Source organism: Hymenobacter sp. UV11 (assembly GCF_004684095.1).
In the GTDB taxonomy this organism is placed as follows: domain Bacteria; phylum Bacteroidota; class Bacteroidia; order Cytophagales; family Hymenobacteraceae; genus Hymenobacter.
The window spans coordinates 15,215-30,907 of record NZ_SRII01000005.1 but is presented as its reverse complement, the minus strand read 5'-3'; the positions used below and the strand labels follow the sequence as shown (position 1 = coordinate 30,907).

Annotated in this window: 15 protein-coding genes; 5 read left to right on the top strand and 10 right to left on the bottom strand. The window is 64.0% G+C overall.

The window, feature by feature from the left end; genetic code table 11:
• Positions 1–77: 77 nt before the first annotated feature.
• The 6 genes from E4631_RS09875 to ccoN all read right to left on the bottom strand — a co-directional run bounded on the left by E4631_RS09875 (position 78) and on the right by ccoN (position 5,986).
• The gene (locus tag E4631_RS09875; protein ID WP_133659027.1) at positions 78–536 is read right to left on the bottom strand and encodes a FixH family protein; all 459 of its coding nucleotides are present in this window, start codon (positions 534–536) and stop codon (positions 78–80) included.
• A gap of 219 nt (positions 537–755) precedes the next feature.
• Positions 756–2,165: a cytochrome c oxidase accessory protein CcoG gene (ccoG, locus tag E4631_RS09870; RefSeq protein WP_133659028.1), complete on the bottom strand. Its 1,410-nt coding sequence runs from the start codon at positions 2,163–2,165 to the stop codon at positions 756–758.
• A gap of 173 nt (positions 2,166–2,338) precedes the next feature.
• Positions 2,339–3,211, bottom strand: a complete 873-nt coding sequence (locus E4631_RS09865) for a cbb3-type cytochrome c oxidase N-terminal domain-containing protein (RefSeq protein WP_133659029.1) — start codon at positions 3,209–3,211, stop codon at positions 2,339–2,341.
• Positions 3,208–3,540, bottom strand: a complete 333-nt coding sequence (locus tag E4631_RS09860; RefSeq protein ID WP_133659030.1) for a hypothetical protein — start codon at positions 3,538–3,540, stop codon at positions 3,208–3,210. The genes E4631_RS09865 and E4631_RS09860 overlap by 4 nt, the downstream gene beginning before the upstream one ends.
• Positions 3,534–3,740 (bottom strand): hypothetical protein, encoded by a 207-nt coding sequence (locus E4631_RS09855; RefSeq protein ID WP_133659031.1) that lies wholly within the window; start codon positions 3,738–3,740, stop codon positions 3,534–3,536. Before E4631_RS09855 ends, E4631_RS09860 begins: the two co-directional genes overlap by 7 nt.
• 35 nt (positions 3,741–3,775) lie before the next feature.
• Positions 3,776–5,986, bottom strand: coding sequence for a cytochrome-c oxidase, cbb3-type subunit I (ccoN, locus tag E4631_RS09850; protein WP_133659032.1), 2,211 nt, complete (start codon positions 5,984–5,986; stop codon positions 3,776–3,778).
• Positions 5,987–6,263: 277 nt separating this feature from the next.
• Between ccoN and E4631_RS09845 the strand changes: the two genes are divergently transcribed.
• Positions 6,264–6,857, top strand: coding sequence for a transposase (locus tag E4631_RS09845; protein ID WP_133659033.1), 594 nt, complete (start codon positions 6,264–6,266; stop codon positions 6,855–6,857).
• A 119-nt stretch (positions 6,858–6,976) separates the two neighbouring features.
• On the opposite strand, the gene ccoS is transcribed toward E4631_RS09845, so the two are convergent.
• The 3 genes from ccoS to E4631_RS09830 form a co-directional block, all read right to left on the bottom strand.
• The gene (ccoS, locus tag E4631_RS09840) at positions 6,977–7,153 is read right to left on the bottom strand and encodes a cbb3-type cytochrome oxidase assembly protein CcoS (RefSeq protein WP_133659034.1); all 177 of its coding nucleotides are present in this window, start codon (positions 7,151–7,153) and stop codon (positions 6,977–6,979) included.
• Between the two features lie 10 nt (positions 7,154–7,163).
• On the bottom strand, positions 7,164–9,578 hold the full coding sequence (locus tag E4631_RS09835; protein WP_133659035.1) for a heavy metal translocating P-type ATPase metal-binding domain-containing protein: 2,415 nt from the start codon (positions 9,576–9,578) through the stop codon (positions 7,164–7,166).
• Positions 9,579–10,023: 445 nt separating this feature from the next.
• Entirely contained in the window at positions 10,024–10,332 is a 309-nt protein-coding gene (locus tag E4631_RS09830) for a thioredoxin (protein ID WP_133659036.1), read from the bottom strand.
• Between the two features lie 267 nt (positions 10,333–10,599).
• On the opposite strand from E4631_RS09830, the gene E4631_RS09825 reads away from it, so the two are divergent.
• The 4 genes from E4631_RS09825 (at position 10,600) to E4631_RS26255 (ending at position 14,973) form a co-directional block, all read left to right on the top strand.
• Positions 10,600–12,213: a PAS domain-containing sensor histidine kinase gene (locus E4631_RS09825; protein WP_133659037.1), complete on the top strand. Its 1,614-nt coding sequence runs from the start codon at positions 10,600–10,602 to the stop codon at positions 12,211–12,213.
• A complete protein-coding gene (locus E4631_RS09820; RefSeq protein WP_133659038.1) occupies positions 12,191–13,249 on the top strand; it encodes a response regulator in 1,059 nt (352 codons plus the stop codon). Before E4631_RS09825 ends, E4631_RS09820 begins: the two co-directional genes overlap by 23 nt.
• 286 nt (positions 13,250–13,535) lie before the next feature.
• Positions 13,536–14,792 carry a glutamyl-tRNA reductase gene (hemA, locus tag E4631_RS09815; protein ID WP_133659039.1) on the top strand — a complete coding sequence of 419 codons (1,257 nt, stop codon included), beginning with the start codon at positions 13,536–13,538 and terminating at the stop codon, positions 14,790–14,792.
• Positions 14,793–14,832: 40 nt separating this feature from the next.
• Positions 14,833–14,973, top strand: coding sequence for a hypothetical protein (locus tag E4631_RS26255; RefSeq protein ID WP_174805471.1), 141 nt, complete (start codon positions 14,833–14,835; stop codon positions 14,971–14,973).
• A 182-nt stretch (positions 14,974–15,155) separates the two neighbouring features.
• Here E4631_RS26255 and E4631_RS09805 read toward each other — a convergent pair whose 3' ends face one another.
• Positions 15,156–15,548, bottom strand: a complete 393-nt coding sequence (locus E4631_RS09805; RefSeq protein WP_133659040.1) for a hypothetical protein — start codon at positions 15,546–15,548, stop codon at positions 15,156–15,158.
• Positions 15,549–15,693: the final 145 nt, after the last annotated feature.

The following is a 15,693-nucleotide window of genomic DNA, read 5'->3' as shown; positions in this document are numbered from 1 at the left end:
AGCCGGCCGACCGGTTATCGTTGGGCAATCGTTGGACGGCGCTAGGTCTGGCAGAGCTAACCTCCGCGCATTATTAATTAGATAGTAAGCTCTTCCTCAATAAAATACACCTGCCCGCCGGCCGTGAAATCCAGCCGCAGCCGCCAGTGGCCGGGCCGCAGCCGGGCCGTGCTGAGCAGCTGCCGGGCCGGCTGGCCGGTGGGTACAAAGGGCAGCGTGAAATCCAGCTTTTGGTCGGAAGGGCGGAAGAAGTGCACCTGCCCCCGCATGCCGGGGCCGGCCAGGGCGGCCGGCAGCTCCAGCGTCAGGTGCTGGGCGGCGGCCTCGTAGCGTATCTGCACCGGGGCGGGCAGGGCGGCCGTGCGCGCCACCGATTCCATGCGCTGCTGGTAGGCCAGCTCCTGCTTGTAGTAATCGGGGCTCACCAGCTCCACGTCGGTGCGCAGGGCCTGCTGCACCATGAAGCCGATGTAGCTGGCAAACAGCACGAACGTGGCAATGATGGCGTAGGGCCACAGGTTGCGTTGCGTAGACATGAGGTAGAAAAATGATGTTCCGGTCCGCCAGCACTAGCCGGCCGACTGGTTATCGTTGCAATCGTATGCAGGGGGTAGGGAGTCGTTGCCCCGGTCCGCCGGCGCGAGCCGGCCGACCGGTTGTCATTGCAGTCGTAAGAGGGGGTAGGAAAACTCGCCCTACCCGGCTCGTTCAACGATAACCGGTCGGCCGGCTCGCGCCGGCGGACCGGGACGGCGCTATTGACTGGGCCCGAGGAATTTGGTAGCAGTTTCCGTAATCAACTGGCCCTTGCTGAAGACGCCAATGCGGATTTTCTGGTTGGTGGTGTGCAGGGCCGAGCGGGGCAGCTCGGCAAAAAAGACGCCCTCCGTGATGCCCTGGGCGGGTAGCAGCAGCCCATCGGTACCGACCAGCGCAATGTGGCCGCCGACGGGCTCCAGCACCCGCAGGGTGAGGGGGTAGGGCTGGTTGGTTTTGTTGAGCAGCGAGATGTTGTAGAGGTTGGTGATGGTGCCGTGGTCGGTTTTCTGAAACAGCTGGCCCGGCGTGCGCAGCACCGTAGCCGCCACGTTGGCCCGCGAGGCCAGCAGGCCCACGAGCACCACCAACAGCACGCCCAGCACGCCCGAAAGGGCTTTTACGCGGCCCGTGAGCCGAAACTTGGTGCCCGTGGCAATGCCACTGACGGAGGCGTGGCGGATGAGGCCCTGGGGCAACTGCACCAGGTCCATGATGCTGTTGCAGGCGTCGATGCAGGCCGTGCAGTTGGTGCATTCGAGCTGGGTGGCGCCGTCGCGGATGTCGATGCCGGTGGGGCACACCTGCACGCACTGGTGGCAGTCGATGCAGTCGCCTGCGGTGCGGACTTCGTTTTTGCGGCGCTTTTCGCGCGGCTCGCCGCGCTGGTAATCATAGGCTACCACCAGGCTGTCCTGGTCGAGCAGCACGCCCTGCAAGCGGCCGTAGGGGCACACAATGGTGCACACCTGCTCGCGAAACCGCGCAAACACGGCGTAGAACACGCCCGTGAATAGCACCATCGCCGCCAGGCCCTCCAGGTGGGCCGTGGGTGCGTCGGTGATGATGCGAAGCAGGGCCTCGGTGCCGATGATGTAGGCCAGGAACGTATTGGCAATCAGGAAGGAAACCCCCGCGAACAGCGCGTGCTTGGTAGTTTTGCGCCAGAGCTTGTCCCAGTCCAGCGCGCGCTTATCGAGGGCTTTTTGCTGGGGTGCGTCGCCTTCCAGCCAGTACTCGATGCGCCGGAATACCATCTCCAAAAAGATGGTTTGCGGGCACACCCAGCCGCAAAACACGCGCCCGTACACGACCGTGAACAGGATGATGAACACCAGAAACGTGAGCGTGGCCAGCAGCAGCACGAAGAAATCCTGGGGCCAGAAAATCTGGCCGAAGATGATAAACCGCCGCGCCGGCAGGTTCAGCAGCAGCACCGGCAGCCCGTGGATGCGCAGCCAGGGCCCCGCAAACAGCACCGCCAAAAATCCGTAGCTCAGCCATTTGCGATAATTATAAAGCCGGCCGCCGGGCTGCTTCGGGTAGAGCCACACCCGCTCGCCCGCCGCATCCACCGTTGGAATGGTGTCGCGGTATGATGCGTCGGGCTTGAATTGGGTAGTGGGCATAGTTAGGGTAAAAGGAATCGTTATCCGCTCCGGTGGTCGTTGTCCCGGTCCGCCGGCGCAAGCCGGCCGACCGGTTGTTGTTGCTGAGGTTGTTAAGCTTGCGCAGTTGCCTTCCTACCGCCCGCAACGAAAACCGGTCGGCCGGCTCGCGCCGGCGAACCGGCGCGGCGCAGCTACAGCTTGGCCACCGGCTTGCCGGCGGCTTCTTTCTCGCCTTGCGGCGCTTTGGGGTTGGCGGGTTTCGAGCCTTGCAGGCTCAGGGTGTAGGAGGCCACTTGCAGCATTTGCTTGCCCGAGAGCTTGCCTTTCCAGGCCACCATGCCCTTGCCGTTGATGCCGAACTTGATGGTTTTGTAGAGGTTGTTCACGCCGCCGCCGTGCAGCCAGAACTCATCCGTGAGGTTGGGGCCCACTTTGCCCTCGGCGTTGGCCCCGTGGCAGGGCGCGCAGTTGGTGGCGAAGATGGATTTACCGCTGCTCAGGTCGGCCGGGGCCGTGAGGGCCGCGTAGGTGGTCACCTGGTTAGGGTCGTCGCCACCCACGGGTACGAAGAGCGCGGCCTGGCGCATTTCGGCGGCGTACTCGGCCCCTTGTAAAAGGCCTTTGCGCATTACGTGGTAATACGTTACGTAGCTGATGGCGAATACCACAGTGAAGGCAAAACCCCACTTCCACCACGGCGGCAGGTCGTTGTCGAACTCGCGGATGCCGTCGTAGTCGTGGTCGAGCACCTCGTCGCGCACGTCGCCCTGCACCAGCCGGGCATCGCCCACCAGCAGGCCCAGCACCTGCCCGCTCCAGGTATCGTGCACCGTGGGCAGGTTGTAGAGCTGGCGCAATTGTGGCTTCATCCAGCTGATTAGCGCCACGAACAACACCAGAAACACCATCCCCATCAGTACCAGCGTGCTTAGGAGGAACCAGACCAGCGCATAAGTCGAGTCGGCCGCCGCGGGGGTACTGGTTGCCGCCGTTTGGGCCAGGACCGGGTGGATGGCCAGCAGCACCGCGCCGGCCGCCAGTAGTGCTTGCCTGGGCCGTATCATGCGTAAACAGCCTCTTCGAGGAGGACTACTTGCGGAGCAGCCGTAGCCGTGACGGCCTGGGCCGCAGCAATTTCCAGCGGTGCCACCGCTGCCAGGACAGCTGCAGATGCGGCCGGTTCCGCTAGCAGGGCCTCGTAGCGACGCTGGGCGGCCGACGTCACCGAACCAGCGGTCATGACGGCCATCAGTAGCACCAAACCGGCCAGAAACCACACCAACCAGCTCAGGAGCGTAGTGGGCGTAGGGCCAGTATTGGGCGTTTGGGCGACGGCCACAAAGCCGGTTAGCAGGCCCAGAAAAGTCAACGAGCAAGAGCGGAGGGTTAGCATAAAATGTCGTGGTTAAGGGTGGTTTTGAGCGTTTCTTCGTCGTCGCTAGCCAGCGGCAACTGGCTCATGGTATGTAGGTGCTGTTTGTTGGCCACCAGCACGTACACCAGCAGGGCCGCGAAAAAGAGGAAGAAAATACCGAAGGAGATGAGCGGGTAAACCGTGATGCCCGCGATGGATTGCAAAACATTCTTTTCCATGATAATGAGTGAGTTAAGGATAGGTAGCGGCCTTTTTACTGCGCCGCCGCCGTGGCCGCCACCTGCGCGGGCTTCACCTTGATGTCGGTGCCCAGGCGCTGGAGGTAGGCGATGAGGGCCACGATTTCGCGGTCCGATTTCACGTCGATGTCCTCCGTTTTGAGGGCGGCGGCCACGCCGCGGGCCTGGGTTTCGGCGTCGGCCACGGCCAGGCGGTCGAAACCGGCGGGGTAGGGCGTACCCAGCTTTTGCAACACCCGGATTTTGGCGGGCAGCGTACTGTTATCCAGTTGATTATCAAATAGCCACGGGTAGGGCGGCATAATGGAGCCCGGCGACATGCTGGTGGGGTCCATCATGTGGTTGTAGTGCCACGAGTTGGGGTATTTGGCCCCCACGCGGTGCAGGTCGGGCCCGGTGCGCTTGCTGCCCCACAGGAAAGGCCGGTCGTACACGAACTCGCCCGCCTTGGAGTACTCGCCGTAGCGCTCGGTTTCGGAGCGGAAGGGGCGCACCATCTGGGTGTGGCAGTTCGAGCAGCCCTCCTTGATGTAGAGGTCGCGGCCCTGCAATTCCAGCGGCCGGTAGGGGTGCACCGCCGCAATGGTGGGCACGTTGCTCTTCACCAGGAAGGTAGGTATCATTTCCACGGCCCCGCCGATGGCAATGGCCACCGTGGCGCCCACGGCCAGCTGAAACGGGCGGCGCTCAATCCAGCGGTGCCAGTGGCCACCGGTGGCGTGCGGGTCCTCGGCGGCGGGCAGCAGCGCGGGAGCATGGGCGGGCTCGTTGGCCAGCAGCGTGCCAGCTTTGGCCGTCTGGTACAAATTGTACATCATCAGGAACACGCCGCTCAGGTACAGCACCCCGCCCATGCCGCGCAAATAGTACATCGGCACGATTTGTAGCACCGTTTCCAGGAAGTTGGGGTATTGCAGCATGCCCTCGGCGTTGAACTGCTTCCACATCAGCCCCTGCGTGAAACCGGCCCAGTAGAGCGGCAGCGCGTAGAACAAAATACCCAGCGTGCCCAGCCAGAAGTGCGTGTTAGCCAGCTTCTTGGAGAAAAGCGGCGTGCGGTAGAGGCGCGGCCACAGCCAGTAGAGCATCCCGAAGGTGAGGAAGCCGTTCCAGCCCAGGGCCCCCACGTGCACGTGGGCCACAATCCAGTCGGTGAAGTGCGCAATGGCGTTCACGTTCTTGAGCGCGAGCATGGGCCCCTCAAAAGTGGCCATGCCGTAGGCCGTGATGGCCACCACAAAAAACTTGAGCACCGGCTCGGTGCGCACCCGGTCCCAGGCGCCGCGCAGCGTCAGCAGGCCGTTTATCATGCCGCCCCAGCTCGGCGCAATCAGCATGATGCTGAAGGCCACGCCCAGGCTCTGGGCCCAGTCGGGCAGCGCGGTGTAGAGCAAATGGTGCGGCCCGGCCCAGATGTAGATGAAAATCAGCGCCCAGAAGTGAATGATACTGAGCCGGTAAGAGTACACCGGCCGCTCGGCCGCCTTGGGCAGGAAGTAGTACATCATGCCCAGGTAGGGCGTGGTGAGGAAAAACGCCACCGCGTTGTGGCCGTACCACCACTGCACCAGCGCGTCCTGCACGCCGGCATACATGGAGTAGCTTTTCATAAAGCTCACCGGCAGCGCCATCGAGTTCACGATGTGCAGCACCGCCACCGTGATAAACGTGGCGATGTAAAACCAGATGGCCACGTACAAGTGCCGCTCGCGCCGCCGGGCAATGGTGCCGAACATATTCCAGCCAAACACCACCCAAACCAGGGTAATGGCGATATCAATCGGCCATTCCAGCTCGGCGTATTCCTTGCTGGTGGTGTAGCCTAAAGGCAGCGAAATCACCGCCGACACAATGATGAGCTGCCAGCCCCAAAAGTGTATTTTGCTAAGTACGTCGGAGAACATCCGGGCCTTGCACAGCCGCTGCAGTGAATAGTACACGCCCGTGAAAATGCCGTTGCCCACAAAGGCAAAAATGACGGCATTGGTGTGCAGCGGCCGCAGGCGCCCAAACGTAGTGTAGCGCGTCACGTTCAGCTCGGGCCGGGCCAGCTCGAAGGCCACAATGACCCCCACCAGCATCCCGATAATGCCCCAGATGACGGTGGCCACGCCAAAGTCGCGGACAATCTTATTGTCGTAGAAAAACGATTCCACGCCCCGTACGGGAGGCGGGAGGGCCGTCGGCCGCGGCTGGGAGGTGGGTAGTTCAAGTTCGGCTTGCATGCCCTGAGAAGTAGGTGATTTACTGCTTCAAAGGTCCCCCAGCCCCCCGTCAGGCCACATGATGCCGCTTAAGCCCCCGCTTGATTCGTATCAACCGCGCCCCGCTCCGCCGGCGCAAGCCGGCCGACCGGTTGTCGTTGCGGGCAGTGGCCAACCACGCAAGCCAAACAACCTCAGCAACGACAACCGGTCGGCCGGCTTGCGCCGGCGGACCGGGGCAACGCCTTATTTGCTACTTTGATAACTATTATTGAGTCCCGCAACTCAGCACTATCCTATGCATTTTGAAGCTGGCCAGCTCTACCACGTGTACAACCGGGGTAACAACGGCCAACAGTTATTCTTTACGCCCAACCACTACCTGCATTTTTTGCACAAGCTGCGTGCCCATATCCGGCCGCATTGCCAGCTGTTAGCTTACTGCCTGATGCCGAACCACTTTCACCTGCTGCTCTACGCCACGCAGGGCGGTACGCAGCCGGGCGACACGCCCAGTAGCGCCAAGCAGCCGCTCACCAGGGGTATTTCGACGGCGCTCAGCTCGTATTCCCAAGGGCTTAATAAGCAGTTGGGCAACTCGGGGGCCGTTTTTGCGCCTAAAACCAAAATGCGCTTGGTGACGGGAACGCACGAGAATTACCCGCGCACGTGCCTGCATTACCTGCATCAAAACCCGTTGCGTGCCGGTCTGGTCACCCAACTAGCCGCGTGGCCTTATTCCTCTTACCGCGACTACGTCGGCCAGCGCGCCGGCTCGCTCTGCAACCAAGACTTGGCCCGCGAGCTACTTGACCTGCCACTCGACCATGCCGCCTTCGAAGCTGAATCGGCCCGTGCCATCGACCCCGAAAACGTAAAAGGCTGGCGTTAGCGCCGGTCCGCCGGAGCCAGCCGGCCGACCGGTTATCGTTGCGGGCCCCTGGTTGTCGTTGCGGGCGGCAGTCAACTATCCAAGCTTCACAACGCCCGCAACGACAACCGGTCGGCCGGCTAGCGCCGGCGGACCGGAGCGGTTGGCTCGGTCGGCGCTTCATCGTCAAACAGCATCCGCACTGAAGGCGTGTAGGCGTCGTCGTATTGCCCGCTGCGCACCGCCCACAGGAAGCCCGCTAGAAACACGAGGGCCACCAGCAGGCTGAGGCCAATCAATAGAAAAATAATAGTCATACAATCAGCTTTATAAATGGTAACGCCGGGCCGCCCAGCGCACGAGCAGCGTGGCCACCACCATCACGCTGAGCGAGCTAAGCGGCATGAGGATGGCCGACGCGATGGGTGTGAAATGCCCCTGCACGGCCAGCGTCAGCCCCACCGCGTTGTAGCATAGCGAGAGCACAAATGTGGCCAGCACCGCCCGCAGGCAGGCCCGCGAGAAGCCCAGGAATGTGGCCAGCCGCCCCAACTCACCGGCCTCCAAAATGGCGTCGCAGGCGGGCGAGAAGTTGGTGAGCGTGTCGGTGAGGGCGATGCCCGCGTCGGCGGCGCGCAGGGCCCCGGCGTCGTTCAGGCCGTCGCCTATCATGACCATGGTGTGGCCCTGGGCGCGCTCGGCGGCGATGTAGGCGAGCTTATCGGCCGGCGACTGGCCGAAGCGCAGCTCCGCCGCCGGGCCGAGCAGGGCGCGCAGCCGGGGCCCCTCGGCGTCGGTATCGCCCGAGAGCACGGCCAGGCGGTAGCGTTTGCCCAAGGCTGCCAGCACGGCTGGCAGGGCCGGGCGGTACACATTGCGGAAGGTGAAATGGCCAGCTGGTTCTCCGTCCAACGCCACGTAAACGCTGGTTTCGGGGGCTAGCGCCGGTCCGCCGGCGCTAGCCCCTACAAATGCGGCCGATCCTAGCCGCAATGCTTGCCCGCTGGCGGCCGTGGCCTTTAGGCCCTGGCCGGAGTACTCCTGGCAGGTAGCCAGGGGTAGGGCTTCGGTAGCCAGCTCGCGGGCCAGGCGCTGGCTGAGTGGGTGCGTAGATTGCGCCGCCGCAGTGGCAATAAGTTGTTTTTCAAGCGGTAACAACGGCCGGCCGTGGTACTGCACGGCCGACTGCGTAGGGTCGGTGAGGGTGCCGGTTTTGTCAAATACCAGCGTGTCGGCCCGGGCCAGGGCTTCGATGACGGCGGCGTTTTTGAGGTAGAGCTTGTGGCGGCCCAGCACCCGCAGCGCTGCGCCCATGGCGAAGGGCGTGGCCAGCGACAGCGCGCACGGGCAGGCAATGACCAGCACCGACGTGAAGGCCCGCCACATGGTGGCCTGGTCGCGGGGGCCCCAGTAGGCCAGCGTGCCGGCGGCCAGCAGCAGCGTGAGGGCCACGAAGTAGCGGCCGGCGCGGTTGGCGTAGGTTTCGAGGGTGGGGCCGGCGGCGTCTTTGGTGAAGGCGGGGTTGTTCCAGAGCTGGGTGAGGTAGCCCTGCGACACGCCGCGCACCACTTCCAGCTCCAGGGCCCCGCCCAGCTGCCGGCCGCCAGCATATACTAGGTCGCCGGCGGCGCGGGCCACCGGGGTGCTCTCGCCCGATACGAACGAGTAGTCGATTTGCCCCGCGCCGCGCAGCAGCACGGCATCGGCCGGAATAACCTCCTGGTGCCGCACCCTGATGCGGTGGCCCACCGCCAGCTCCTGCACCGAAATGGACTGCTCGCCGGCCGGCGTGAGGCGCGTCACGGCCACCGGGAAATAGGCCGTGTAGTCGCGGTCGAAGCGCAGCGCGTCGTAGGTGCGCTGCTGCACCCACTTGCCAATCAGCATGAAAAACACCAGCCCCGTAAACGAGTCAAAGTAGCCCGCCCCGCGCCCCGACAATACCTCAAACGTGCTGACGCTGAACAGCGAAGCCAGCCCCAGGCTAATGGGAAAATCGAGGTTGATGTGGCGCTGCCGCAGCCCTTGCCCGGCCGAGCGGAAAAACCCGCGGGCACTGTATAGCAGCACTGGCAGCGCCAGCGCCAGGCTCAGGTACCCAAAAAAGCGCCCAAACCCGGCCTGCAAGTCCTCCACGAAGGAGAAATACTCGGGCAGGGCCAGCAGCATCACGTTGCCGAAGGCGAAGGCCGCCAGCCCTAGCTGGTAATACAGCGTATGGCTGGCGCGGTGCGGCTGCGCGCCCAGCTCGGCCAGCGTAATCTGCGGCTCGTAGCCCACCGAAGCCAGCAGCTGCACCACTTCGGGCAGGCTAATGTCGGCCAGTAAGTAGGTGATGGTGATTTCCTTACGCAAAAACTGCACCCGCGCCTCCACCACGCCGGCGTGCAGCCGGGGCAGGTGCTCCAGCAGCCAGATGCAGGAGGTGCAGTGCATCTGGGGCACGTGCAGTGTGAGGCGGCCCCGCTCGGCCGAGCGAAACGAGAGCAGCTGCGCCTGCACGGCCTCCGAAGCCAGGTAGTCGAAGCGGCCGGGCAGCTCTACTTCCTTGATTTTCAGCCCTGGCCGCTCGCCCAGGGCGTAGTAGGTGCAGAGCTGGCTGGCATTCAGCAGCTCGTACACGGTGCGGCAGCCGGCGCAGCAAAACGGCAGTTCGGCCAGCCGCAGCGGCTCGGCCGGGCAGGCATCGCCGCAGTGGGCGCAGGCCAGATTGGTGGCAGTTTGTTCGAGGAAGGCAGGCACGGGCGGACACAAGGGGGTAGGGCCGCAAAGCTCCGGCCGCCGCTGCGCGGGAGCCATGACGCGCATCAGGCCCGCGCTTGATTGCGGTTGGGGCGTGGCCGATTAGCATTGACAGAAGCGTTTACCTGATTAAAATCAGGTAAACGCTTGCTTTTAATCACGGCTGCGCGCGCGGGGAAAGCCGAATTTTGTCTTTCGCACCCGCCGGTGCGCGCCCGCCCCGGTCCGCCGGCGCGAGCCGGCCGACCGGTTGTCGTTGCTGACGTTTGACTTGCGTTGGCTGGATTTATGAACATAACTATCAATAAATGAGTTATATACACAAGGGTACTCCAGAATAAGTAACGACAGCTAATATAAGCAACGACAACCGGTCGGCCGGCTTGCGCCGGCGGACCGGACCATGCGCATCCTTTTTAAGCACAATTCATACATTGTCAATACCTTATCCCACACCCGCCGCCGCCAGTAGGCTGGCTACGAGCGCGTCGCTCTCGGGCCAGCCGGGTTGCCGCCACAGCTCGATGCCCTCGCGCACTAGCACGCAGGCGGGCAGCTGGGCCACGGCAAAGCTGCGCACCACGCTGGCGTGGGCGTCGTCGTCGAGGCGTAGCACTCGCACGGCGGGGCCCAGCCGGCGCTGGAGGTCGTCGAGCTGGGCCGGGGTAGGCAACTGGCCGGCCCGGCCGGCCGGCACCAGCACCAGCAGCACGGCAGGCGCCAACAGGTCGGGAGGGGGTAGGGCAAAGGACATGGGTGGCTGAAAATCGGAGTGGGTAGCAAAGGTATTTTGGCCCGCCCTGCCCGGCCATGATGCCTGATAGACCGCCGCTTGATAATCATCAATCCCCACGCCCTACGCCGGCTGGCCCGGTCCGCCGGCGCTAGCCGGCCGACCGGTTGTCGTTGCTTAGGTTGGGTTATTCAGCAACCTATTTATTCAGCGACTCTATGCAACGACAACCGGTCGGCCGGCTAGCGCCGGCGGACCGGCGCAACCAGCTTAATCACGTTTTTTTCTATGCTCAGCGACCCTTTTAGCAGTGCTGCCGCCGAGGTGCTCATCAGCCAGGCCCCCGACTTTGTGGGCATCTACGACGTGGCCGAGGGCTGGTTTATGCGGATTAATCCGGCCGGGGTGCGGCTGCTGGGCTACCCCTCCGAGGAGGCCTTTTTGGCCGACCCCGCGCGGGTGTTGCCTACCCCCACCGTGTCGCCCGCCCGCTGGGCCCACCTGCGCAAGCTGGCCCGGCGCGTGGGGCCCCAGGCCCTGGAGGCCGAGGTGGGCCGGCGCCAGGGCCCGTCGTTCTGGGGGCGCATCGAACTCACGGCTTTTCAGGTGAAAGGCGCTGACTACCTGCTGGTTCGCCTCAGCGAGCAGGGGCGCTTGCAGCAGGCCGAGCGGGAGCTGGCCCAGAGCGTGCGGCGCTTCGAGGCCGTGTTTACGCATGCCACCATCGGCATTGTGGTGTGCGACGAGCGGGGCCGCATCGTGTCGGCCAACCAGCTGGCCCACCAGCTATTTGGCTACGCGGCCGATGCGCTCGAAGGCCAGCTCATTGAGTTGCTGGTGCCCCAGGCGGCCGGCCGCCGCCACGAAAAGCTGCGCGAGTCGTTCACGGCCCGCCCCCAGGTGCGCACCATGGGCGGCCACAGCGGCGAGCTCCACGGCCTGCGCCACGACGGCTCGGTGTTCCCGGTCGAGGTCAGCCTGAGCTACTTCCACCTCGATGAGGAGCTGTACGCCGTGTCGTACATCCTCGACATTACCTACAAGAAAGAGTTTGAGCAGCAGCTCATTGCCGGCAGCCAGCGCGTGGCCGCCCTCAACGCCGACCTGGAGCAGCGCGTGACCGAGCGCACCCATGCGCTCATGAACACCCTGGAGCAGCTCCAGCTGCGCAAAAACGAGCTGGCCAAGGCCCTAGCCGCTGAGCGCGAGCTGGGCGAGCTCAAGTCGCGCTTCGTGAGCATGGCCTCGCACGAGTTTCGCACGCCGCTCACGGCCGTGCTCACCTCGGCCGCGCTCATCGAAGAATACCCGGCCACCGAGCAGCAACCCAAGCGCCTGCGCCACATCGAGCGCATCCGCACGTCGGTGAAGCACCTGAACGATATTCTGGAGGAATTTCTATCGGTGGGCCGCATCGAAGAGGGTAAAATTGAGGCCCACCCGGCCCGTCTCGACCTGCCCGCGCTCCTGCGCGACGTGGTGGCCGACGTGCAGGGCCTGCGCAAGCCCGGCCAGCGCATCGAGCAAACCACCGATTGCCCAGAGCCCATTTGGCTCGACCCCTCGCTGCTGCGTAAAATCCTGGTTAATTTACTGTCCAACGCCCTCAAGTACTCGGGCGAAAACACGGTGGTGGCGGTGGCCGCCGCCTGCCAGGCGGGCGCGCTCACGCTCACCGTGGCCGACCAGGGGGTAGGGATTTCGGAGGAAGACCAAGCCCACCTGTTCGAGCGGTTTTTTCGGGCCCGCAACGTCACCAACGTGCCCGGTACCGGCCTAGGCCTCTACATTATTGCCCGCTACCTGGAGCTGCTGCACGGCCACATTGCCCTGCAAAGCGCATTGGGCCAGGGTACTACCGTCACCATTACTGTTCCGTATGAAAACCATTCTGCTGATTGAGGACAACGACTTCATCCGCGAAAACACCGCCGAGATTCTGGAGCTCACCGGCTACACTGTGCGCACGGCCGCCGACGGCCAGGCCGGCGTGACCCAGGCCCTGGCCGAGCGCCCCGACCTGGTGCTGTGCGACATCATGATGCCCGTGCTCGACGGCTACGGCGTGCTGCACATTTTCAACCAGAACCCGCGCCTGGCCGGCGTGCCGTTCATCTTCCTCACCGCCAAAACCGAGCGCGCTGACCTGCGCCGCGGCATGGAGCTAGGGGCCGATGACTACCTCACCAAGCCCTTCGAAAAGAGCGACTTACTGAGCGCCGTGAGCGGCCGCCTCAGCCGCTTCCAGCACCTGAAACCCGCCTACGACTTGCGCGCCAACGGCTTGCCCGAATTCCTGGCCGATGCCCAGCAAACGGGCAGCCTGGCCAGCCTCTCGGCCGACCGCCGGCCCCACGCCGTGCCCCGCAAGCAGCTTATTTATGCCGAAGGCGACGAGGCCATCCGCCTCTACTTCGTGCAGGCCGGCCGGGTCAAAATCAGCAAAACCACCGCCGCCGGCAAGGAGCTGATAACGGGCATTTGCGCCGCCGGCGAGTTTTTTGGCTACCGCGCCCTGCTGGCCGGCTCGCCCCACCACGACGCGGCCGTGGCCCTCGAAGATGCGACGCTGCTTTATATCCCGGCCGACGACTTTACCCAGCTGCTGCTGCGCAACCCCGAGGTGAGCCAGCAGTTTGTGCGTATGCTGGCCAACCGGGCCGACCAGCAAGATGCGCAGCTGCTTGACCTGGCCTACGGCTCACTGCGCAAGCGCGTGGCCGACAGTCTTTTGCACCTACATGCGCAGCAGCTCCTCTTATCCCCGGCCGACCCGCTCATCCAGCTGGCCCGCGAGGATATGGCTGCTCTCATCGGTACTACGCCCGAGTCGCTGAGCCGTATTTTGAGCGAGTTCCGCCAGGATGAGAGCATTGAGCTAACGCCCAAGTTTATCAAAGTTTTACAACCTAATAAGCTGCGCCGCAGCAACTGGTAACCGGTACGGTAGCTCCGGTCCGACGGCGCAGCCGTCCGACCGGTTGTCGCGTGAACGATGGCTGAACGACCGGCCCACGCGGCACACACGGTAACCGGTCGGACGGCTGCGCCGTCGGACCGGAGCTACCGGACTTGGGGGCCGCGCCAGGTAGCAGAATCCGCTGCTTACCAACAATCAACCGAACGCTTGACGCTCCTCATGCGTTTGGCCGGCTTTTGCGCGGAAATTTGGGGCTGCAAGCGCCTTCCGCCCGGGTTGCTAGCTTCAGGCTCAGCCGGTTACCATGACTCATCCCTTTAAGGCTGTAAGCCTTTCCTATAAAAATGCCCCCCTTGCCATTCGCGAGCAGCTTGCGCTGGATGGGGCTGCCTGCGACCAGCTGTTGCACGTGTTGCAGCACACGTTGGGGCTTACCGACGTACTAGTGCTCGGCACCTGCAACCGCACGGAAGTGTATTACTGCGCCGCGCACGACCAGCGCGCCGCCATTATCACGGCAGTGGGGCAAGCGCGCGGCTTGGGGAGCGCGGCAGATTTTGCGGCCTATTTTACCACGTACGGCTCCGCCACGGCCGCCGCGCGGCATTTGTTTGACGTTGCGCTGGGCCTTGATGCGCAGGTAGTTGGCGACGCGCAGATTGGCAACCAGGTGAAAATCGCCTACCAGCGCTCGGCCGATACTGGTGCCGCCGGACCGTTTTTGCACCGGCTATTGCACACCATTTTTGCGGCCCACAAGCGCGTACAGCAAGAGACGGCCTTCCACGACGGGGCCGCGTCTACCGCTTCGGCCACGCTGGCGCTGGTGGAGGCCCTGACCGCCGCCGTAGCCCGGCCGCGCGTGCTGCTGGTGGGGCTTGGGGAGATGGGGGCCGATGTCGGGCGCTATTTTGCTAAAAGCAAGCGCTTTGCCGACGTCGTGCTCTGCAACCGCACGCCGGGCCCGGCCGAGGCCCTGGCCGCCGAATGCGGCCTGCCGGTATTGCCCTTCGCGGAGCTGGCGCGGGGCTTGCAAACCGCCGATGTCATCATCTCCGCCGTGGCGGCGCCGTGCCCACTTTTCACCCGCGAGCTGCTCGCGGGGCTGGATATTCTGACCCCCAAATTCTTTATCGACCTCTCGGTGCCGCGTAGCGTAGACCCGGCCGCCGAAAGCGTGCCGGGCGTGCTGGTGTACAACCTGGACGCCATTCAGCGCAACGCCGCTACTGCCTTGGCGGGGCGCGAAGCGGCCGTGCCGCAGGTGCAGGCCATCATCGCCGAAGGCCTGGCAGGCTTGCACGAGTGGAGCCGGGAATTGCAGGTGTCGCCCCTCATTCAGAAGCTGAAGAGCACGCTGGAACAAATGCGGCAGCAGGAGGTAGGCCGGTTTCAGAAACAGATGAGCGCTGACGAAGCCCGCCGCATGGATGCCGTGACCAGCGCGCTCACGCAGAAGTTTCTCAAGCTGCCCGTGCTCCAGCTTAAAGCCGCCTGCCAGCGCGGAGAAGCCGACCAACTCGTGGCTATGCTCACGGAGTTGTTTGCCCTGGAAGCTTAGCGAGGCTGCGAGAAGGGTGCTGTGAGCAAAAGGTGGCCGGATGCCGGGCTACGCCACCATCGGGCTGGGCGCGCCGGCGCGGCTGCTGCAGGGCATCAGCGTGAATGGCGAGTACGGCACCTCGGCCATCGTGAAGGCTAAGCTGTTTCCGACGCACAGCCGGGCGCTGGGGGTAGGGTAGGGCTACCCTACGCGCTCACGGCGGCCATTTTTGGCGGTACGGCCGAGTACCTGGCGCTGCTGGCTAAGGAGCAGGGGGTAGCTGAGTGGTTCTACTGGTACGTGACGGGCTGCGCGTTTAGCTCGCTGCTCGTGTACTGACGCATGGGCGAAACCAAGGCGCGCGGGTACCTGTGAGCCAGGTCAGCCGGCGAATCTTTTAAGTTCTACCGCTTTCCAGATGGGCAGCACGTCGCGCAGCTGTTCGGCAAATTCCTGGTTGAGCCGGTGAATCTCCTCGGCCGGAAAATGCGCCTTTATCAGCGTGATAACGGCGGGCACGTAGCAGACCCGGCTCCTGAAATTCTCCCATAGCTCAACGGCCAAAACCAGCTGTATCATCCGCTTGGTTTTGCGGTGCAGGCCCACCACGACAACCCGGTTGCACGTTCCCGGAAACCAGTCGATGATATAGACCTTGGCGCCCGGCGCGAAATGCACGCTGGCCGGGCGCCGGTCGGCGCCGCCGGGGCCAAAGCGCCTTGCCGGCATCACGTTGGCCACGGCCGTCCAGTAAGTAGTTGCTTCTGCCTGCATGGGGGAGCGGGAGGGGAGAAATACGCCGCGAATAACGTGTGCTGCCGGCAGTCGCGAGCTGGCTAGTGGGGTCGGTGGGTCGGTGGAGTGGCCGGCGGCCGAAGCCCCCGGCTGCCTGTGTGGTGAAGAGATGAAAAAACGGTCA

Coding starts and splice junctions, on each gene's coding strand:
- E4631_RS09875 (WP_133659027.1), bottom strand. CDS start 536: ATGTCTACGCAACGCAACCTGTGGCCCTACGCCATCATTGCCACGTTC.
- ccoG (WP_133659028.1), bottom strand. CDS start 2,165: ATGCCCACTACCCAATTCAAGCCCGACGCATCATACCGCGACACCATT.
- E4631_RS09865 (WP_133659029.1), bottom strand. CDS start 3,211: ATGATACGGCCCAGGCAAGCACTACTGGCGGCCGGCGCGGTGCTGCTG.
- E4631_RS09860 (WP_133659030.1), bottom strand. CDS start 3,540: ATGCTAACCCTCCGCTCTTGCTCGTTGACTTTTCTGGGCCTGCTAACC.
- E4631_RS09855 (WP_133659031.1), bottom strand. CDS start 3,740: ATGGAAAAGAATGTTTTGCAATCCATCGCGGGCATCACGGTTTACCCG.
- ccoN (WP_133659032.1), bottom strand. CDS start 5,986: ATGCAAGCCGAACTTGAACTACCCACCTCCCAGCCGCGGCCGACGGCC.
- E4631_RS09845 (WP_133659033.1), top strand. CDS start 6,264: ATGCATTTTGAAGCTGGCCAGCTCTACCACGTGTACAACCGGGGTAAC.
- ccoS (WP_133659034.1), bottom strand. CDS start 7,153: ATGACTATTATTTTTCTATTGATTGGCCTCAGCCTGCTGGTGGCCCTC.
- E4631_RS09830 (WP_133659036.1), bottom strand. CDS start 10,332: ATGTCCTTTGCCCTACCCCCTCCCGACCTGTTGGCGCCTGCCGTGCTG.
- E4631_RS09825 (WP_133659037.1), top strand. CDS start 10,600: ATGCTCAGCGACCCTTTTAGCAGTGCTGCCGCCGAGGTGCTCATCAGC.
- E4631_RS09820 (WP_133659038.1), top strand. CDS start 12,191: ATGAAAACCATTCTGCTGATTGAGGACAACGACTTCATCCGCGAAAAC.
- hemA (WP_133659039.1), top strand. CDS start 13,536: ATGACTCATCCCTTTAAGGCTGTAAGCCTTTCCTATAAAAATGCCCCC.
- E4631_RS26255 (WP_174805471.1), top strand. CDS start 14,833: ATGCCGGGCTACGCCACCATCGGGCTGGGCGCGCCGGCGCGGCTGCTG.
- E4631_RS09805 (WP_133659040.1), bottom strand. CDS start 15,548: ATGCAGGCAGAAGCAACTACTTACTGGACGGCCGTGGCCAACGTGATG.